Source organism: Geodermatophilus amargosae, from assembly GCF_900116515.1.
Taxonomy (GTDB): Bacteria; Actinomycetota; Actinomycetes; order Mycobacteriales; family Geodermatophilaceae; genus Geodermatophilus; species Geodermatophilus amargosae.
The window spans coordinates 70,761-89,234 of sequence record NZ_FPBA01000024.1 but is presented as its reverse complement, the minus strand read 5'-3'; the positions used below and the strand labels follow the sequence as shown (position 1 = coordinate 89,234).

Genomic DNA, 18,474 nt, shown 5'->3' with positions numbered 1-18,474 from the left:
CCGTGGCTGACGTGTCGAGTGTGTTGGGCGCGTTGAGCCCGAAGCGGGTCAGCGTGTTGTATCTGCTGGTCCTGATCGTGGTGATCTTCGGGATCACGATCCCGGATCTGTTCCTGTCGGAGATCACGTTCCAGAGCGTGGCCCGCAGTCAGGCGATCGTGGGCATCTTGGCGTTGGCGGCGCTGCTGCCGTTCGTGGCCGGGGAGTTCGACATCAGCCTGGGGACCAATCTGGCGTTGTCGGTGATCCTGGTGGCCTGGATGAGCAACAACCATCCCGGTCTCGGGGTGTGGACTATGTGTCTGATCGCCGTCCTGGTGTCGGCGTTCGTCGGCCTGGTGAACGGGATCCTGGTCGGAAAGCTGGGGATCAACTCGTTCATCGCGACTCTGGGCACCAGTCAGATCCTGGCGGCGATCGCGCTGAAGATCTCCAACAACGAGCAGGTGCTGAGTTCGCTCCCGCAGACCTTCGAGGACCTGGGGCAGGGGCGCACCTTCGGGGTTCCCAACGGTCTGTTCGTGACCTTGGCCCTAGGCCTTCTGGTGTGGTACGTCCTGCAGTACACCAAGGTCGGTCGCCACCTCTATGCCTCGGGGTTCAACCGGGAGGCCGCGCGACTGTCGGGGGTGCGCACCGAGCGGGTCGTGATCGGTTCTTTCGTCGCCGCCGGTGCGGTCGCCGGACTGGCCGGCGTCGTGTTCATCGCTCAGGTGGGGACGTTCAACAACTCGATCGGCATGCCGTTCCTCTTCCCGGCCTACGCCGCGGTGTTCCTCGGGGCCACGCAGTTCAACCTGCGGCCCAACGTGTGGGGCACGCTGCTGGCGATCTTCACCCTGGCCCTGGGTGTGCAGGGTCTGCAGCTCTCCTCGTCGGGCTCGGGATTCTGGATCACGCCGCTGTTCAACGGCATCGCCCTGGTGGCCGCGGTGATGTTCAGCCGCCGGCAGAACGCCCGCACGACCACGCAGGTCGAACCCACCGACCCCGCCGGCCCGCACCCGACGGACCTGGCGGCCGACAACCCCACCACCGGCAGAGACCCACAGGCCCTCAGCCGATGACCCGGACAGCCCGAGTGTCAGGTCGTCGAGGCTGCCCGGTGCAGCCCGCGACATCCGGCCCACAAGATCGTTGCCCACAACACCCGTCAGTGAAGAAGGTATGACCTCCATGTCGCGAGAACTGTCCGAGTCCACCCCGTTCGCTGACGGCACAGTCCAGCTCTCCGCCTCCCCGATCTTCAGCAGTCCCAACAAGATGAAGCTGGGCGTCTTCTCGACGAACCTCGCCGGCACATCCTCCGGTATCAGCAAGCTGGGCGGCTCGATCACCATCGCGAACTGGGACGAGCAGAAGCAGCTCGCGGTGATGGCGGACAGGGCTGGCATCGAGGCGCTGGTGTCAGCTTCCCGGTGGAAGGGATTCGACTCCGAGAGCGGCTTCTGGGACCGCAGCTACGAGACGTGGACGTGGGCGGGTGCCATGGCCGCGATCACTGAGCGAATCCAAGTCTTTACCACGTGTGCGGTCCCGCTGTACCACCCGGTGATGGTGGCCAAGATGGGCGCAACCCTGGACCACATCTCCGGCGGTCGGTGGGGTGTCAACATCGTGCCCGGGTGGTTCGGCGCGGAGTTCGAGCAGTTCGGGATGGAGATGGGGGACCGCGCGGCGCGCTACCGGATGTCGCAGGAGTGGTTCACCCTGGTCAACCGGCTCTGGACGGAGACCGAGGAGATCGACTTCGAGGGTGAGTTCTTCACGGCCAAGGGTGCCGTCTCCAACCCCAAGCCGGTGCAGTCGCCGCGGCCGTTGGTGATGAACGCCGGCCAGAGCGCGGAGGGTCTGAGCTTCGCGCTCAACAACGCGGACATGATCTTCGTGAACACGGTCAACGAGAAGGTGCTCGCGACCAACATCGCGACGATCCGCTCGGAGGCCGAGAAGCTGGGCAAGCCGGTCTCGATCTGGTCCAACCTGGACATCATCGTCAAGCGCACCGAGCAGGAGGCGCGCGACTTCGCCGAGGCATGGATGGAGGCTGTCGACACGCAGGCGGTCGACAAGTTCGTCGGTCTGATGGCGGGGGGCGACGCCGGCACGCACAAGGCTCTGATGGCCAATCCCGACATCTGGAAGTCCATCGCTCTGGCCGGCGGCAACAAGCTCGTGGTCGGCACTCCGGAGATGGTCGTCGAGACGTTCCAGGAACTCTCGGATGTCGGGATGGACGGCACCACCATGACCTTCCACGAGTACCCCGAAGGCCTCGAGTTGCTCATCTCCGACGTGCTCCCGTTGATGGCCGAGGCCGGGCTGCGCGCCGACAAGCCCCTGGACAGCTGACCGAGCGGGTCGCACCACTCCGCCAGCAGACCCCTCGACATCCACCACAGAAGGAGTCCGACGCATGGTCCCTTCCCTCAGGACCCTGATCAGTGAGAACTCGCCACTGATCGTTCCTCTCGCCTACGACGGGATCTCGGCCCGCCTCGTCCGAGCGCTGAATTTCAAGGCCGCGTACATCGGCAGTTTCGCGGTCTCCGCGGCGAAGTACGGTCTGCCGGACATCGGCTTCGTGGGGCTCGACGACATGGCCGACATGGTTCGTCGTATCGCACCGATCGTCGAGGTCCCGGTGATCGTCGACGGCGAAGGCGGGTTCGGTAACCCCATCCACGTCGCGCGCACGGTGCAGGTCCTGGAGCGAGCCGGCGCGAGTGCGACGCACATCGAGGACCACATCTTCGGCAAGCACATCGGGGCTCCTCAGGTCCTCCCGGTCAAGCAGGCGGTCGACAAGATCAAGGCAGCGCTGGATGCGCGATCCTCGGACGACTTCCTGATCATCGCTCGATCGGATGCGCTCGTGAGCGAAGGCGAAGAGGCCACGATCGATCGTCTGCTCGCCTACCAGGAGGCAGGGGCAGATCTGTTGTTCCTCGCCCGCGCCCAGCAGCCGGGTGAGGTCCAGAACAAGCGACTCGCCGAGGGAAGCCGGGTGCCCATCGTCATGACGAACGCACCGGGTTGGAGCGCCGCAGAACTGGCTGAGCAGGGCGCGGACGTCGTCTTCTATCCCACGACGGCCTACCTCGCTGCGGAGTCGAGCATGAGAAGGGCGATGGAGGTCCTGGCAGCTGAGGCGTCCACGGTACGGATCGACAACGACTACAAGAGCTTCGAGGAGTTCGACCAGTTCCTCGGCATCGATGACTACGGCGCGAAGGCCCGCACGTTGGGGCTCATCCCGTAGGTCCCAGGAGCGGCCGGCTGGGTCACCCAGCGTCTCCCGCTCGACGTCGGCCGAGTGCCGAAGGACGCCAGGACCGAGTCGCTGCAAGGACGCCGGAGGACGCCGCGGGCGCCTCTGCAAGCAGCGATCTGTCGACGCACTCCACGAGGCACCGCGGTTCGTGCTCGCCCCGGCGAGCAGGACGAAGGCTCCACCCTGCGCGCCGAGCGGGTGGCGGATCCACCACGGAGACACAGCAGCTCACAAGGAGGTAGTGAACAGATGAACGAGCTCTTCTCGATCGAGGGAAAGCGAGTCCTGATGGCGGGCGGTGCCCGCGGGATCGGTGGAGGTACCGCTCGGTACCTGGCCCGACAGGGCGCTCAGATCGTCACGTTCGACATCAGGGACGACTTGGCGTCGCAGGTCGCGAAGGAGGCGACCGAGGAGGGTCCGGGCCGAGTCACGTTCCGGCACGTGGACATCCTGAACCCCGACGAGATCACAGAGGGCGTCGAGTGGGCGGTCAAGGAGCTCGGCGGGCTGGACGCGATGATCACCTGCCACGGAGGTCCGCTCCTTTCTCCTGCCGAGGAGACCTCGCTGCACGACTGGGACTGGCAGCTGCAGGTCAACTCACGGGGCACCGGCCTGCTCTGCCAGGCGGTCTTCCCCCACCTCAAGGAGAAGGGTGGGTCCATCGTGAACGTCGCAGCCGGCGGCGCCCTGAAGGACAACCCGATCCACACCGCCTCGTACTCGGCTTCCAAGGGCGCGATCATCAGCTACACCAGGACGATCGCGTACGAGTGGGCCAAGTACAACATCCGCTGCAACTGTGTGAACCCGGTCGTGCAGACCGAGCGGGACACGGAGCTCATGGCGGAGATGAGCCCGGAGGACCGTAAGGAGTTCGAGGGCAAGGTGCGCAACAACATCCCGCTCGGGCGCTTCGGCGACGTCCAGACCGAGCTGGCGCCCGTGTTCCAGTTCCTGATCTCGCCGGCGGCCAAGTTCATCACGTCACAGATCTACGGCGTCGACGGCGGCCTCCTCCCGAGCCGGTGACGTCGCCTCGGCGGCGCACGTCCTGACCGTCAGAACCGCCGGGCGCGGGCCACGGCTCACCGACATCACGGTGAGGACCTGCGTGGTCCGCGCCCGACGTTCTTGACGTGACGTATCCCGGCCGCACCTCCGAGTGAGGCGTGGAGGCCGGTTGGGAGAGCGCGACCAGTACGCCGTCGTTCCGTTTCGACCGGATGCGCATTCAGACACGGCCGAGCGCCTGCCAGGGAATCAGGGAGTGAGACACCGTGCCGTCTCCAGTGCTGTTGAGCGTTCCCGATGAGGCCTTTCGCACAGCTCTTGGTCCGCTCCCACCAGACGTGGACGCTGTCGTATGGGACATGCAGAGCGGGTGGGCTCGCGACGACGTCCCGGACATCGTCGTGCTGCCCTACCAGAGCGAGCTGGCCTGCCTGCCGCAGCTGCACGACCTCCGGCCGCGGCTGATCCAGACACAGACGATCGGCTACGACGGCTTCGGTGCGGCACTGGCCCCCGGGCACGTGGTCGCCAACGCGAGTTCCGTGCACGAGGCGTCCACTGCCGAGTTCACGCTGGCCCTGGTCCTCGCGTCCCAGCGGGGGCTGCTCGAGATCGTCCGCGTGGGACCGAACCGGGCACGCCGCTGGCACCCCTCTCTGGCCGACCGGTCGGTGCTGCTCATCGGCTACGGCGGGGTCGGACGCGCCATCGAGAGCAGGCTGGCGCCGTTCGAGGTGCGGCTCACCCGGGTCGCCGGCCGCCGGCGCGAGACCGACGCGGGTGTGGTGCACGGCGTCGCGGACCTGCCCCGACTGCTCCCGGACGCAGACATTGTCATCGTCTGCGTGCCGCTGAACGACAGCACCACCGGCCTCGTCGACGAGGCGTTCCTCGCGGCGATGGCCGACGGCGCCCTCCTGGTCAACGTCGCGCGCGGCCGAGTCGCCGACACCGCGGCCCTGACGCGGCACGCCGAACAGGGACGCCTGCGGTTCGCCCTCGACGTCACCGACCCCGAACCGCTGCCGGACGACCATCCCCTGCTCGACCTGCCGAACGTGCTCGTCACGCCCCACATCGGTGGGGCGTCCTCGGCCATGGGGCCGCGGATGGCCCGCCTCGTCCACACGCAGGTCAGCCACCTGCGTGCAGGTCAGGAAGCAGTCAACGTCGTCCTCCGCACATAGCGCGTGTCTCCTGAGGCGTCGACCACTGTTGACGGCGTGAGGGACGTTGGCTCCTCGGTCGAACCTGACGAGCTCGTCGTAGACCGTGGCGACGCGTCGCCGGCCGGCGAGTGCAGAGCGACATGCTCGCCTGTGTCCAGCGGACTCGACGTCAGGGCAACCCATGCGCAGGACCTCACCTGCGTCGCACCAGGCTCGGAGGAGGAAGCATGGAGCAGGACACTCACGTCAGGTTCGATGGAAAGGTCGCCATCGTCACGGGCTCATCGGGCGGCTGGGGGCGGGGGATCGCCGAGGAGTTGGCTCGGCGTGGGGCGGCGGTGTGCGTGAACGGTCGCAACCAAGCGACGGTCGACGTCGTGGTGGCCGGGATCACGCAGGCGGGTGGCAGGGCGGTCGGCGTGGTCGCGGATGTGTCGATCAGGGAAGACGTCGATCGACTCGTGGCCACGACGATCGACCAGCTCGGGCGCCTGGACATCATGATCAACAACCCGGCTGGCAAAGTGGTCCACGCCTCTGTCGTCGACCACACCGACGAGGCCTGGCGCGCCACGTTCGCGACGACCGTGGACAGCCACTTCTTCGGCACGCGCGCTGCCGCCCGGGTGTTCCTGCGTCAGGGAACTGGGGGTCGCGTCATCAACATGGCGGCGAGTAGCGGGGTCTACGGGATCGCGGACGCGGCGGCCACCGCTGGAGCCAAGGGTGCGGTTCTTGCCGCGACGTTCAGTTGGGCCCTGGAGTTGGAGGACCACGGCATCACTGTCAATGCGGTGCGTGCGGGCGTGGACTCCCCAGGGGCAGCCGGCCTGGTGGACAGAGCAAGAGAGGCCATGATCGCGGCAGGACGGGACGCTCCTCAGGATCGCCGCGAGCTGGGTGTCTGGCCGCCGAGCGAGGCTGCGGGACTGGTCGTCTGGTTGGCCTCGGACGAGGCCTCGGATGTCACCGGGCGCTTCATCGGAGTGGACGGCCCGAAGCTTGCACTATGGGAGCTCGCATCCCCGGCACACACCTTGTGGCACGAGCCGTACTGGGACGTCGAGGCCCTCTCGCGGGAACTACCCGCACTACTGCGGTCTCACAGGACTCAGCCTCAGGGCATCGGCCAGATGAACCCGGCCTACAACTACCTGTACGGCACCCACGAGAGCCAGTCGTGATGGGGACACGTCACGCGCCATGAGGTGAACATGCGCCGATGTCTCGCCGCTGAGTTCGGACCGGCGCGCCGGGTTCGGCGCCGAGGTCTGGCGAGACCCGGCGTGGCGCGATCAAGTCCTCGGCCTCGACGGCGGACGCCGGGGGTGGGTGAGGCAGCGGCTGGAGCGGTCGCCCAGCAGGCCGCGTCGTCGCCCCGGCGACGGCTGCCGGCCATGCCGCGAGCGCTCGGGATCAGCAAGAGGCCCCGCACCTGCGAGCAGGTGCGGGGCCATTCGCTCGCCGCCGTCAAGTCGGCCACGACATCACCGACTGGGTCATGCCTTGTCGTTGTAGCCGATGGTCACCTGCACGAAGAGGCAGTCCTCGTCGTACGGGTTCTTCCAGGCGTGCGCGACGCCCGCCATGACGAGGAGGTCACCGGGGACGAGGGTGTGGACCTTGCCGCCGGGGAGCTCCAGATCGATCTTCCCGGAAAGCACGACCTCGTAGTCGATGGTGTCGCTCGAGTGCATCGCTGCGTCGCCGCCCTGGCCGGCCTCCCCGGACTGGCCGACCTCTGCGACATCCAGCTTCCCGGCTGAGTTCGCGGCGAATCGCGTCACGCCGAACGCGGATCCATTCGGCCCCGCGAGGTCGAAGACCTTCGCCACGGCGCCAGGGTTCTCCCGCGAGTGCCCGCCCTCCGCGCGCCAGTACCAGCCGCCTGCCACGATGCCCGGCATGTCCAGCGTCGCGGGCTCCGCGCCGATGGAGAAGTCCGGCTCGCCGGCGTCGTTCAGCGCTGCGACGACGAGGCGCCAGTCGTGCGGGTGGGGAAAAGTCATGGTCTCTCCTCGTACTCAGAATGGTAAGGCGCGCGCTATGGCGCGACCGGCGCGAGGTCGCTCTCGCTGTGATCAGCGGAATATGGGGCGGTGACACCGGCCGTCGCCGGCATCACCGCCCCAAGCCGCTGCGTCGTGAGCTCAGCGCTCCGCGGGGTGGAGGATCATGGGCAGCCGGTCGATCCCCCTGATGGTGAAGTCGGGTACGTACTTCGGCAGCGGCTCGCCCTCGACCCGGGAGAGCGCACTCGTGCGCTCCAGGACCTTCGTGAGGGAGATGCGCGCCTCGGCGCGTGCCAGCTCGATGCCGGCGCAGAGGTGGGTGCCGAAGCCGAAGGCCATGTGCTTACGGACATTGGGGCGGTGGATGTCGAACGTCGCCGCGTCGGGGAAGACCGCGTCGTCCCGGTTGGCCGATCCGAGCAGCGGGATCACGAGGCTGTCGGCCGGGATGTCCTGGCCGGCCACCTCCGCGTCGCGACTCGTGGCCCGGTAGATGGTCTTGATCACCGACTGGAGCCGCAGAGCTTCCTCCATCGCGTTGGGGATGAGCGACCGGTCCGCGTAGAGCTCTGCCAGCTGGTCGGGGTGCGCGAGCAGCAGATCGAAGATGCTGCCCAGCCAGGCGATGGTGGTGTCGGCCCCGGCGAGGATGAGCTGCGCGCAGACGTGGGCCAGCTCGTGCTCGTCGATCCCCTCGGAGTTCGCGACCAGCTCGGACAGGAAGTCGTCCCGCGGGCTCTCCCGACGATCGGCCACCGCCTTGTAGACGTACTGGTGAAACTCCACGACGTCCCTCGCGATGCGCAGAGCGTCGTCCTCCGTCTCCGGCGGCGCCGCTGCCCGGGCCATCAGGGAGGTGGCCCAGCGGTAGACGTCGTGCTCGCGCTCCTTCTCCACGCCCATGATCTCGCCGATCAGCAGGATCGGCAGGCGCTTGCAGAACTGCTTCACGAAGTCCACGGGCTCGCCGGTCACCAGCTCGTCGAGCAGATCGTCGACGACCGTCGAGACGAAGCCCTCGAGCTGACGCACCCGTCGCGTGGTGAAGCCGGCGCGCACCATGCGCCGGTGGCGCGCGTGGGCCTCGCCGTCGCCGAAGCCGAGGACCTCGCGGTAGGGGGCGGCGTCGGCCATGACGGCCGCCACGGCAGGGGAGTCCGGGTGGGGCGAGCCCTTGTCGAAGAACCGGGCGACGCCATTACGGAAGGTGTCCGGGTCGCGCAGCACGTCCTGGACGTCGGCGTACCGCGAGACGAGGGTGTAGCCGAGACCCTCGTCGACCCGGTGCACCGGCGCGGTCTCGCGCAGCAGGGTCCAGAACTCATTCGGCTCCGCCATCGTCCCGGAGTCGTACATCTTGAAGTCGTCGACGGACTTCTCCACGTCGTGAGTGGTCATCTCGTGCAGGTCCCCTGTCTCTGGATGGCGCGCCCCCGGCGACGCGTCGCCGATCCGGGGGATCCGGGGGCGCTCGTCGATACGTGCAGGCCTGGTGTTGTGAACCACAGCGGCGTACGTCACCATATTGGTCATGAGGATCCTGCGCTAGATCCCCACCGATGTTCATCCGCCCGCCCGGCTCGGCTGCCGGTTCCTAGAGAGGGTTCACATGGGTCTGACAGATGTCCGCGGCCCCACAGGAGCCCGCTGCGCTGGTGCCCTCCGGCACCCTCCTCGAGCTCGTGCCGTCACGCGGGCACTCGCGTCGCACAGGTCGGGGTGTGGGACGGCGGCAAGGCGCGCATGGGTGCCGGCGAGGGACTCATCGCTCGGGTCAGGGCCGCCACTCGCGATCCGGCCGGCTGCCCTGATCCGGTTCGTCTCGACGTGACACCGGTGCCCGGGAGCACCCGGCGCATGGAACAGCTGGTCGAGTGGAGCTGACCTCCCTCGTCTCTCGAAGAACGGAGATGGAAATGGCGAAGTACGAGATCCTCGAAGATCGTTGCGTCCAGACGGCCAACTGCGTCGAGATTGCGCCGAGCCTGTTCGGATTCGATGACGACGGGGTCGTGACCACTCTCAAGGACAGCTCGGAGGGCCCGGACGAGCAGGAAGCGCTGAACAACGCAGTACGAGGCTGCCCGGCCCTCGCCATCGTGCACGACGAGTGACCCACCCGGCCGGCGTCGCACCGCGGCCGAACAGGGGCGGGTCGCTGGTGACAGGGTGGATTCGTCGCTGGGCGCGCTGCAGTCCAGCCTCGAGCACGGGTGCGCCCCGCGGGCTGCGGGCGCCACGGGGACTGGAGGAGGCGACGTGAGCGGGGGCCCCATGCGGATCATCGTGTTGGTGGGCAATCCGAAGCCACGATCGAGGACGTTGGCCGTCGGTGAGCTGCTGGCCGGCAGGGTGGCGGAGCTGACCGGGGGTTCGCACGACCGCACCGTGGATCTGTGCGACCACGCCGACCGGTTGTTCCGCTGGCCCGACGACGAGCTGGCTCAGCTCTCCGCCGACGTGGCGTCGGCCGGCATCCTGATCGTCGCGTCGCCGACGTACAAGGCGAGCTACACCGGCCTGTTGAAGGCGTTCCTCGATCGCTATCAGGCTGGCGGTCTTGCCGGCGTGACCGCTGTTCCGCTCATGACCATGGCGGATCCGGCGCACAGCCTGAGCGTGGACGTCACGCTCCGTCCGCTCCTCGTCGAGCTGGGTGCCTCCGTTCCGACCAAGGGCATGTCGTTCCTGACGCCTGCCATGGCTGATGCGCCGGCTCTCGTGGAGGCGTGGGTGAAGGACCAGGAGCACGTTCTCAGGAACTTGTCCGGCACTCAGTGCAACTAGCGTGATTCAAGCGCGGTCGGTGCGGTCGCGGCCGGCTGTCTCCAGGAGAGAGACATGTCCCAGTCCCGTTCCGAGCTTGCCGTGACGGATGCCGAGCCCTCCACCAGTGACCCGCAGGTCACGGAGGACGACGCACTCACCAGCGAGATGCTGGTCGAGGAGGTCTCCATCGACGGCATGTGCGGCGTCTACTGAGGTCCTGGCGGCGAACCTCCACCGGCCTGTCGCTGGACGGCCCCGACGCCGATTCCGTGCAGGGTGGGAAGGAGACCGCGGTCACGCGAGACGGCACCGTCCCTGCGCCCGGTCAGGACCACTCGCGTCGGACGGCGACCCAGAACGAGCCGGTGCTGCTGCAACCGTCCCGCCGCGACGAGTTGGCCGGACGCCCGGCGCCCCCCGGAACGGCGTGCGCCGAGCACCTGCCGGCCGGCCCCACTTCGACGATCTGACCCCGACACGAGACGAGCGACGATGTCCAAGCCCGCCTGGCTGAGCAATCCCTGGAAGCAGAACCCGTGGTTCGAGTCCGTCGCCGTGGCCCAGCGACGCGCCCGCACGCGGCTGCCGGCGTCGGTGTACGCCGCGCTGGTGGCGGGCTCGGAGCGCGGACAGACGGTGGCGGACAACGAAGCGGCCTTCCGCGAGCTGGGTGTGTCCCCGCACGTGGCCGGCAACCCGCCGGTGCGCGAACTGGGCACCACGCTCATGGGGCAGGACATCGCGCTCCCCGTGGTGATCTCGCCGACCGGCGTGCAGGCGGTCCACCCCGACGGCGAGGTCGCGGTTGCCCGCGCGGCAGCCGCGCGCGGCACGCTGATGGCACTGAGCAACTTCGCCTCCAAGCCGGTGGAGGAGGTCGTCGCGGCGAACTCGCGGACGCTGTTCCAGATGTACTGGACCGGCGACCGCGACGTCATGGTCGAACGGATGGAGCGGGCCAGGGCGGCCGGCGCCATCGGGCTCATCGCCACGCTGGACTGGTCCTTCTCGATCGGACGGGACTGGGGCAGCCCGGAGATCCCCGAGAAGGTCGACCTGCGCACCATGCTCCGCATGGCACCCGAGGTCGCGCGCAAGCCCCGCTGGCTGGCGACCTTCGCCCGCAGCGGGCGCCTACCGGACCTCAGCGCGCCCAACCTGGCCAGGCCGGGCCAGCCGGCGCCGGGCTTCTTCGGCGCCTACTACGAGTGGATGAACACCCCGCCGCCCGACTGGGACGACGTCGCGTGGATGCGCCGGCAGTGGGGCGGTCCCTTCATGCTCAAGGGCGTCTCGCGGGTCGACGACGCCCGGCGGGCGGTCGATGCGGGCGTCACCGCCATCTCGGTGTCCAACCACGGAGGCAACAACCTCGACGGCACACCAGCCGCGATCCGGATGCTCAAGCCGGTCGTCGACGCCGTCGGGGACCAGATCGAGGTCGTGATGGACGGTGGTGTCCGGCGCGGTTCGGACGTCGTGAAGGCACTCTGCCTGGGCGCGCGGGCGGTGCTCATCGGCCGGGCCTACCTGTGGGGCCTGGCCGCCAACGGGCAGGCCGGCGTGGAGAACGTCCTGGACATCATGCGGATGGGCATCGACTCCGCACTGCTCGGTATGGGCGTCGACTCGGTCCGCGACCTCAGGCCCGACCACCTGGTGGTCCCCGATGGCTTCCACCGCGCGCTGGGCGCACCCGCGCAGACTCCGGCAGCGGTGGCGGCACCAAGCGCCAATCCCTGACGTGCCGGCCGGGCTGACCGGTGCGACCTCCCTCGTGCTGACCGACAACGGCAGGGTGGTCGCCGGCCGGTGCGCCTCCCGGCCGATGGAGGTGCTGGTCGACCGGATCTGCTCAGGAGTTCGGCATCCGGCATCTGCTGCCCGCGTCGCGGTTGCCGACCGCGACGGGCACGCTCGAGCGGTAGCACGGCCCGCTGCGCAGGAAGGCGCCCACCGGCAGGACGTTGCCGTTGCTGGCGGTTGCGCGGCGAGTCACCTGGGCCGGTCAGCGGGCTGAGGTCGGGACTGCGACCGGCAACTTGGGCGCGGAGTACGGCAGCGTCGAGTGTGGTTCGGTATCAGCCGCGGAACGAGCTCACGAGCCTCGAGGCGTCTGACGCCGAGAGGGATGGGACTCGTCAGGAGGCAGGAGCGCGGTAGCCGCCGCTGTTCCCCTCTGATCGGCTCCTCAGCTAGTGAAACCGACGTTGTTGACGAGGAAGAGACAGTCCTCGTCGTAGCGGTTCTTCCAGGCGTGCGGATCGCCCGAGTCGACGAGGAGGTCCCCGGGAACGAGTGTGTGCACCTTCCCACCGGGCAGTTCCAGATCGATCTTGCCGGACAGCACGACGTTGTCGTCGATGGTTGCGCGCGCGTGCATCGCGGCGTCTCCGTCCTGGCCGGCTTCCACTGTGATCCCACTGGCTCCCATGTCCAGCTCGCCGGCTGAGTGCGTGAGGAGACGCGTCACACCGAAGGTGAATCCGTTACGCCCACTTGATCGTGGAAGTCGGGACACCTCCGGGAGTCTCTCTCGAGTGCCCGTCGTCCGCTCGTCAGTACCAGGTGCCCTGGACGACGCCGGGCACGTCGAGTACCGCCTCGGGCTTTTCGCCGACGAAGAAGTCCGGCTCGCCGACGTCATTCAGCCTCGTCACGACGAGGTTCCAGTCGTGTGGGTGAGGAAAGGACATGGCTTCTCCTACGGTGTCGGCGGAGTGACGATCAGCGGCGGATGCGGTCGACATGGCTCCACGAGATCTGCCGAGTACGCATTGGTGGCGATCACCGCTGGGTCCCTCGAAGCGACGATCGCTACGTGCGACCGACCCCTTACATGCCTTTCTCGCGGGTTTCGGCCATGCATTCGTCGAACGCCGACTGAGCGGCCTCTCTCATGAAGTAGACGTCGTAGTGGTGGAAGACGATGTCCGCACCGGCATTGGGCGTCTGCTTCCCACCGTGTACCCATGGAGTCATCGTCCACAGACCATGAGCGGCGGCAGCCGCCTTCGTTCGCTCCCATGCCTCGCGGATGACGGGCGCGTTCATCTCCATCAGGGAGAGACCCAGGTCCTGAGCAAGATCCCCCGGTCCGAAGATGACGGCTCCCACACCATTGACAGCGCAGATCTGCTCCACGTTCTCGAGCCCCTTCCTGGACTCGATCTGGGGGATCACCATCGTGTTCCTGGTCGCCCAGGCTTTGATGTCCTCCCATTCCGGCACGGGGGAGTAGCCGGCCATGTAGGACCCAGGGCCGGAACCCCTGCTTCCCTCGGGTGAGAAGCGAGATACAGAGACGGCTGCGGCCATCTGCTCAGCTGTCTCCACATGGGGAAGAATGATTCCGTCGACGCCGACGTCCATGTACCTCCGGATCGTGGTCGGCAAGCTGTCGGGGAGCCGCGCAAATGCGAGCATGCCGCGCGATGTCGCCGCCCGTACGTGACCGAGGGCATCTCTCGGTTCCATGGGAGTGTGTTCGCTGTCCACGATCACGAAGTGGAATCCCACAGATCCCAGGATGTCCGTCACGGCCGGGTCGAAGAGTGTCGCGAAGACCCCGGTGGGTCGGACTCCTTCCCGAATCAGCGCGCTCAGCCGGTCCCGCGCCGGGATGCTGACCTTGTATGTGCCCATAGCGATGTCCTCGGTGTCGGCTTCCAGGATCTTGCGCGGGCCGCTCCCTTGCGGGATGCGTCCTCAGAGGACCGCGCTCGGGCGGCCCGCCACGCGGCGGTCAGCCAGCGAGGTCGTGGACGACCCGCGCCACCCGCCGCACGGCGGCCGACCGGTCGGCGTCGTAGCCCCCTTCGATGGCGGTCACCGGGAGCTGGTTGGCCAGCAGGGCCGTGCTGTCAGCGTTGTCCAGCGTCTCCGGCACCACGAGATCCAGCACGGTCCCGAGGGCGGCCGTCCCGCCGACGCCGGGCAGCGATCCCGAGTAGCTCAGGTCGACCTGGCCACGGCCGGTCTCCGTGAGCCGCGGCCCCGGCGTCGAGCCGTCCTCGACGATCGGGTAGTTCCCGTTGAGCCCGACGCCCCCCGCGAGGGCGCGCTGACGACGGACGAGCATGAGGCGCTCCCTCGATGGCGGTGACGGAGACGACTTCCATCACGCAGGAGCCTTGCAGCCAGTCAGATGTGCCGTCAATGAATCCTCATGACGATCGTCTCGAGGTTGGTGGAGTCGCTTGAGCCCCATGTACCCGGACGGCCGGCAGCGCCCGCGATATCATCGGGACCTCGATGGGCGCTTCATCTCGACGGCGACCGAGGGTCAGGTCCCTCCGCCGACCGTCCCGCCGTCCGGCGAGCCGGGCGAGTCCTGGAGGACCCCGACGACCTGACGACGAGTCTGAGCGTGCCCGCCGGCCTGGTCCTGCTGCCCGACGGGACGGCGCTGTCGGCCGAGCGTCAGACCGGCCGGGTGGCTCCAGGTCTTCCACCGTCATCTTCTCCGGCTTGTCGGACCGCCTCGAGGCGAAGACCGCCCCGGTTCCCTCGCCGCCACTCTTCGGGTGTCGTGCACCGCGAAGAGCGACTTCGGCCTCGAAGGTCGGGCCGACGGCGGCGTACTGGTCACTCGCTTGCGTCGAGCAGGGGCACGGTCACCGTGAGCGGCTCGAACTCCGCCCCGAGCGGATAGACGTCGTTGAACAACTCGGCACCGGTCCCGGTCAGCCGGACGTCCGTGCCGTGCCAGATCTCGATCCCCTCCAACGAGGGCTGTTGCGCGAGACTAAGCGTGACCAGCGTCAACCGCTCCGCGCTCTCCGTGTCCTCGAGAGGTGTGACGGTGAGCTCGGCATGCTCGCCGCGGAGGGTCAGCACCGGGAACGCCAAGCGGACGAAGAGCATCCCGTGGTGACCGCTGAAGCGGACGTCTCCGCGGAAGGCCCAGAACCTGTCCGGGACACCATCGGGGGAGGGGCGCCACCCTGTTCGCTCCGGCGGGAAGAGGATCTCGTTCGTCCCGACCGCCACGGCGCCATCGCCCAACCACCCCTTGCCATCCGGCATGCGTTGGACGTACTCGAGGAAAGATCCCTTGATGCCCCAACGCAGACCGAATTCAGGTCGTGTCGACGCGGGAGGCGGGGACTCGGTCACGGGGCACTCCAGGTGAGGGCTGCCGGCGGCGGCTGACGGACACGGAGGACGGACCTCGCAGCAGCGAGCGACCGAAGCTATCGCGCGCAGGCAGCCGCCGGTCCTGCGAGGCGGTCGACTGGACCGAGCTCAGCGATGATGCGCGACCACATGGTTGGCCCGTGCATGAGCTCGTACCGACGCACAACGGGCCCATCGCTCGGTGCTACGGGGTTCGGATCAGAGGTGTCGGATGGGGAGCCGGTGGGCGCTCTGAGCTCGCTCGACGGGGCGCCGCTCGACACGACTCCCAGCTCTCCGCGTGACCGAGTGCGAGGACGGATCTCCTCGTCGTCCAGGGCCTGATGAGGGCTCCTCGAACGGTCCCCGGTAGTCGTCCAGAATGTCTGCACCGGGTCACGGACGATCTCCCGGGCCGAGAGCCGGTGGGCCTCGTGGGCTCTCTCGACGGCGGTGGAGGCGGCGTAGCGGGAGAGCATGTCCTCGATTCTCCAGCCGGCCAGCATTCTCAGGTCCCGCTCCTGTCCTCCTCCGGCCAGCCACCGGTGCGCGAACGTGTGCCGGAACCGGTGCGGGTGGACGTCGGCGACACCGGCCTGCGCGACCCGGAGGTGCAGCACGTCGCGGGCGCCGTCGGACGTCATCGGCCCGCGCTAGCCGAGCAGCAGCCGGGGCGAGCGGGCGTAGCGGTGCAGCGCACGCACCCGCAGGTAGCGGTCGACGGCCTGGGCGGTCTTCGCGCCGAATGGCACGACGCGGGGGGCGGGCGCCCTTGCCGGTGGCGTAGGCCAGCTCCCGGTCCAGGTCGACGTCGGTGGTCTGCAGTCCGAACAGAACCGACACCCGCACGCCGGTGTCGAGCAGCAGCCGCAGCACCACCTCGTCGCGGCGGCCGAGGAACACCGCGCGATCGAAGCTCCCGGGCCGGCCGCGGCTGACCGCACACGCTTTCAGCAGGACGGCGATCTCGGGATCAGCGAGGATCGGGACGGGCCAGCGGCAGAACCGGCGCATCCCGCGCCGCCGGGTGCCCACCGTGAAGGGCGCACACGTCTCGGCCAGCTCGGCCAGCCAGGCGCTGCTCGCGTGCCTGGTCAGCTCGTCCAGCGTCACCGGCCGGCCGCGGTCGGCCAGCCAGCGGCTGGAGTACCGCACCGACTGGCTGTAGGGCTCGATGGTCCGCGGCGCCTTCGCGGCGGCCCGCAGGTGCCGCCGGAAGGACGCCAGCAGGTCCTCCAGCCGGATCGCCATCCGCGGGGGTGCTCCGGGGAGACAACGCTGTGCTACCTCCGCGTGGGAACGGACATCAGCTGTCCGCACCGGTAGGACGCTTGGCGCGGCTCGGCTGAACCCGCATCGGCTCGCCCGGCATCTTCCAGGTGGCTAAGCGATGCGACTTGACGCCTACCAACGTCAGGGACGCGATGCGGGTCGGGGTGCCCCGAGTCGGAGGTAAGGCGCATTAGGCGCACGTCGACGACACGACCAACTTACGACCAACAAACCCCCATCAGCGCCCGACGTCGACCAGCTTTGGCCAATCGCTTGGATGGGCACTGAGCTGCGCTTTCGTCGCATGGAAACTGCTGTCATCACCCTAGAGATCAACTCGCAGGGTTATTGGTTCGAGTCCAATCGGGGGAGCAACACCGCAGGTCAGCGGCTCGTCCACTTGGTAATTGATCTACCAAGGACCACCAGACGACCAACAAACTCTCGTCAGTGCAGCTCGGGGCGACCTCCAACAGGGCATCCTGGAGACGGCGCGACGGTGGCGGGAAACGGCGCGGCGGCGCGCGGGAGTGGCCGCGGGCAGAGCCGGCCGGCCTGGACTGCAGGGTGCTGCTACAGCGTGCGCTGCAGGGCGGCGGCCGCTTCGGGGCTGGCGAGCCGGCGGCCCATGTATACGTCCTGGGTGAGGCTGGGCCGGGTGTGACCGAGGTGGTCGGCGATCTGCCGGGCGGACAGCCCGGCCTCGTCGAGCCGGGTGGCGACGGTCTTGCGGAACACGTGCGAGGTCACCCAGTCGAAGCCGGCCCGATCCAGCGCGGCGCGTAGGTCGCCGCTGGTGTTGTTCGGATCCCGCAGCCGGCCCTGCGGGCTGCGAAAGAGCACCGCCGGGTCGGCGTCTGGGGCGACGGCGGCGCAGCGGCGGCGGAGCAGGTCGACGACAAACGGCGGCAGGGCGATGGTGCGCCGCCCGGCGTCGGACTTGAGCACCTCCTGGACGACCAGGCCGCGGCCGGGCACCCGGACCACGGTCGCGGTGACCGTCAAGGTGGCGGCGTCCAGGTCAACCGCGGTCGGGTGGACCGCGCAGGCCTCGCCGATGCGCACGCCGGTGCCGAGCATGAGGTCGACGAAGTCGGGCAGGTCCAGGCGCACCGCGTCGGGGTTGGCGGCGAGCTTCTCCCGTAGCCGCTGGGCCTCGGCGACGGTCAGCGCCCGCGGGGTCTTGGTCGGCCGGGCGGTGCGTCGCAGGGAGGTCTCGCGGACCGGGTTGGTGGGCAGGGCGCCGTGGCGGACGGCGAGGGCGAGGATGCCGGACAGGACGCTGCGGGTGGACTTGGCCGCGCCGGCACCGTGGCTGCTGCGGATGGCGGTCAGCAGCCGGTCGACCGCTGGGACGGTGACCTCGCGCAGCCGCAGCTCGCCCAGGCCGGGCAGGACGTAGGAGTCGACGACGAAGCGGTACAGCCGCTTGGTGCCGGTGGCCAGCTCGCTGGCCTCGACCTCGGACAGCCACAGTGCCGCGGTGGCGGCCAGCCGGCTGTCCGCGGTCGCCGCCGGGGCTGTTGCTCCGCCGCGGTCGCGCAGGGCCTCGCGCAGCCGCCGTTCGGCGTGGGCGCGGGTGGAGCCGTAGCGGGTGACGAAGCGGCGCCGGCCGTCGAAGTCGCGGAAGCTGGCCCGGGCCCGTACCCGTCCCTTGCTCACCACGAGAAAATCGATCTTGCCGAAGGTCCCCACCGGCAGCGGTGGCCTTGCCATGACGGCTTCCTCGATCCTCGCCGGTGGCAGGGGAGACCGGCTGAGACAGGCTTGGCGACGAGATGGACCCCTCGCGGCGATGGCGCGGGATCTGGGGACAGCGTCGAGCCCTGTGGATCACGACGTC

Annotated in this window: 20 protein-coding genes; 11 read left to right on the top strand and 9 right to left on the bottom strand. The window is 68.7% G+C overall.

The features are described from left to right. The 6 genes from BM414_RS23265 to BM414_RS23240 form a co-directional block, all read left to right on the top strand. Positions 1–1,067 (top strand): ABC transporter permease (locus BM414_RS23265; RefSeq protein ID WP_217644900.1); only part of this gene is annotated, 1,067 nt, incomplete at its 5' end. A gap of 109 nt (positions 1,068–1,176) precedes the next feature. Then, positions 1,177–2,352, top strand: coding sequence for an LLM class flavin-dependent oxidoreductase (locus BM414_RS23260; protein ID WP_217644899.1), 1,176 nt, complete (start codon positions 1,177–1,179; stop codon positions 2,350–2,352). A 64-nt stretch (positions 2,353–2,416) separates the two neighbouring features. Next, on the top strand, positions 2,417–3,262 hold the full coding sequence (locus BM414_RS23255) for an isocitrate lyase/PEP mutase family protein (RefSeq protein WP_093583437.1): 846 nt from the start codon (positions 2,417–2,419) through the stop codon (positions 3,260–3,262). Positions 3,263–3,523: 261 nt separating this feature from the next. Continuing rightward, positions 3,524–4,309, top strand: coding sequence for an SDR family NAD(P)-dependent oxidoreductase (locus tag BM414_RS23250; protein WP_093583435.1), 786 nt, complete (start codon positions 3,524–3,526; stop codon positions 4,307–4,309). A 320-nt stretch (positions 4,310–4,629) separates the two neighbouring features. Next, positions 4,630–5,478: an NAD(P)-dependent oxidoreductase gene (locus BM414_RS23245; RefSeq protein WP_217644898.1), complete on the top strand. Its 849-nt coding sequence runs from the start codon at positions 4,630–4,632 to the stop codon at positions 5,476–5,478. A 209-nt stretch (positions 5,479–5,687) separates the two neighbouring features. After that, a complete protein-coding gene (locus BM414_RS23240; protein WP_175551762.1) occupies positions 5,688–6,644 on the top strand; it encodes an SDR family NAD(P)-dependent oxidoreductase in 957 nt (318 codons plus the stop codon). A 315-nt stretch (positions 6,645–6,959) separates the two neighbouring features. Here BM414_RS23240 and BM414_RS23235 read toward each other — a convergent pair whose 3' ends face one another. Together BM414_RS23235 and BM414_RS23230 are read right to left on the bottom strand one after the other, a co-directional pair. Beyond that, entirely contained in the window at positions 6,960–7,469 is a 510-nt protein-coding gene (locus BM414_RS23235) for a cupin domain-containing protein (protein ID WP_093583430.1), read from the bottom strand. Positions 7,470–7,610: 141 nt separating this feature from the next. Then, complete coding sequence (locus tag BM414_RS23230) at positions 7,611–8,870, bottom strand: cytochrome P450 (protein WP_175551761.1); 1,260 nt, start codon at positions 8,868–8,870, stop codon at positions 7,611–7,613. A gap of 518 nt (positions 8,871–9,388) precedes the next feature. On the opposite strand from BM414_RS23230, the gene BM414_RS23225 reads away from it, so the two are divergent. The 4 genes from BM414_RS23225 to mftD all read left to right on the top strand — a co-directional run bounded on the left by BM414_RS23225 (position 9,389) and on the right by mftD (position 11,984). Further along, positions 9,389–9,586, top strand: a complete 198-nt coding sequence (locus BM414_RS23225) for a ferredoxin (protein WP_139246006.1) — start codon at positions 9,389–9,391, stop codon at positions 9,584–9,586. A 145-nt stretch (positions 9,587–9,731) separates the two neighbouring features. Continuing rightward, positions 9,732–10,259 (top strand): NADPH-dependent FMN reductase, encoded by a 528-nt coding sequence (locus tag BM414_RS23220; RefSeq protein ID WP_217644897.1) that lies wholly within the window; start codon positions 9,732–9,734, stop codon positions 10,257–10,259. Positions 10,260–10,313: 54 nt separating this feature from the next. Further along, positions 10,314–10,454: a mycofactocin precursor MftA gene (mftA, locus tag BM414_RS23215; RefSeq protein WP_093583424.1), complete on the top strand. Its 141-nt coding sequence runs from the start codon at positions 10,314–10,316 to the stop codon at positions 10,452–10,454. Positions 10,455–10,733: 279 nt separating this feature from the next. Then, on the top strand, positions 10,734–11,984 hold the full coding sequence (gene mftD, locus BM414_RS23205) for a pre-mycofactocin synthase MftD (RefSeq protein WP_093583420.1): 1,251 nt from the start codon (positions 10,734–10,736) through the stop codon (positions 11,982–11,984). Positions 11,985–12,432: 448 nt separating this feature from the next. On the opposite strand, the gene BM414_RS29675 is transcribed toward mftD, so the two are convergent. From BM414_RS29675 to BM414_RS31935, 6 genes are all read right to left on the bottom strand, one after another. Further along, positions 12,433–12,714 carry a cupin domain-containing protein gene (locus BM414_RS29675; RefSeq protein WP_093583418.1) on the bottom strand — a complete coding sequence of 94 codons (282 nt, stop codon included), beginning with the start codon at positions 12,712–12,714 and terminating at the stop codon, positions 12,433–12,435. 85 nt (positions 12,715–12,799) lie between these two features. Further along, complete coding sequence (locus BM414_RS29670; RefSeq protein ID WP_175551760.1) at positions 12,800–12,937, bottom strand: hypothetical protein; 138 nt, start codon at positions 12,935–12,937, stop codon at positions 12,800–12,802. Between the two features lie 139 nt (positions 12,938–13,076). Further along, entirely contained in the window at positions 13,077–13,886 is an 810-nt protein-coding gene (locus BM414_RS23195) for an HpcH/HpaI aldolase family protein (protein ID WP_093583416.1), read from the bottom strand. Positions 13,887–13,986: 100 nt separating this feature from the next. Next, on the bottom strand, positions 13,987–14,322 hold the full coding sequence (locus tag BM414_RS23190; protein WP_093583414.1) for a hypothetical protein: 336 nt from the start codon (positions 14,320–14,322) through the stop codon (positions 13,987–13,989). Between the two features lie 506 nt (positions 14,323–14,828). Beyond that, positions 14,829–15,359, bottom strand: a complete 531-nt coding sequence (locus BM414_RS23185) for an HtaA domain-containing protein (RefSeq protein WP_139246004.1) — start codon at positions 15,357–15,359, stop codon at positions 14,829–14,831. 77 nt (positions 15,360–15,436) lie between these two features. Continuing rightward, positions 15,437–16,003: a tyrosine-type recombinase/integrase gene (locus tag BM414_RS31935; protein WP_093583410.1), complete on the bottom strand. Its 567-nt coding sequence runs from the start codon at positions 16,001–16,003 to the stop codon at positions 15,437–15,439. A 392-nt stretch (positions 16,004–16,395) separates the two neighbouring features. On the opposite strand from BM414_RS31935, the gene BM414_RS31505 reads away from it, so the two are divergent. Further along, on the top strand, positions 16,396–16,527 hold the full coding sequence (locus BM414_RS31505) for a hypothetical protein (RefSeq protein WP_281246773.1): 132 nt from the start codon (positions 16,396–16,398) through the stop codon (positions 16,525–16,527). Between the two features lie 677 nt (positions 16,528–17,204). On the opposite strand, the gene BM414_RS23175 is transcribed toward BM414_RS31505, so the two are convergent. After that, entirely contained in the window at positions 17,205–18,347 is a 1,143-nt protein-coding gene (locus tag BM414_RS23175; protein ID WP_093583408.1) for a site-specific integrase, read from the bottom strand. Between the last annotated feature and the right edge of the window lie 127 nt (positions 18,348–18,474).

Coding starts and splice junctions, on each gene's coding strand:
- BM414_RS23225 (WP_139246006.1), top strand. CDS start 9,389: ATGGCGAAGTACGAGATCCTCGAAGATCGTTGCGTCCAGACGGCCAAC.
- BM414_RS29670 (WP_175551760.1), bottom strand. CDS start 12,937: ATGTCCTTTCCTCACCCACACGACTGGAACCTCGTCGTGACGAGGCTG.
- BM414_RS23240 (WP_175551762.1), top strand. CDS start 5,688: ATGGAGCAGGACACTCACGTCAGGTTCGATGGAAAGGTCGCCATCGTC.
- BM414_RS23250 (WP_093583435.1), top strand. CDS start 3,524: ATGAACGAGCTCTTCTCGATCGAGGGAAAGCGAGTCCTGATGGCGGGC.
- mftA (WP_093583424.1), top strand. CDS start 10,314: ATGTCCCAGTCCCGTTCCGAGCTTGCCGTGACGGATGCCGAGCCCTCC.
- BM414_RS23235 (WP_093583430.1), bottom strand. CDS start 7,469: ATGACTTTTCCCCACCCGCACGACTGGCGCCTCGTCGTCGCAGCGCTG.
- BM414_RS23260 (WP_217644899.1), top strand. CDS start 1,177: ATGTCGCGAGAACTGTCCGAGTCCACCCCGTTCGCTGACGGCACAGTC.
- mftD (WP_093583420.1), top strand. CDS start 10,734: ATGTCCAAGCCCGCCTGGCTGAGCAATCCCTGGAAGCAGAACCCGTGG.
- BM414_RS31935 (WP_093583410.1), bottom strand. CDS start 16,003: ATGACGTCCGACGGCGCCCGCGACGTGCTGCACCTCCGGGTCGCGCAG.
- BM414_RS23190 (WP_093583414.1), bottom strand. CDS start 14,322: ATGCTCGTCCGTCGTCAGCGCGCCCTCGCGGGGGGCGTCGGGCTCAAC.
- BM414_RS23175 (WP_093583408.1), bottom strand. CDS start 18,347: ATGGCAAGGCCACCGCTGCCGGTGGGGACCTTCGGCAAGATCGATTTT.
- BM414_RS23195 (WP_093583416.1), bottom strand. CDS start 13,886: ATGGGCACATACAAGGTCAGCATCCCGGCGCGGGACCGGCTGAGCGCG.
- BM414_RS23230 (WP_175551761.1), bottom strand. CDS start 8,870: ATGACCACTCACGACGTGGAGAAGTCCGTCGACGACTTCAAGATGTAC.
- BM414_RS23255 (WP_093583437.1), top strand. CDS start 2,417: ATGGTCCCTTCCCTCAGGACCCTGATCAGTGAGAACTCGCCACTGATC.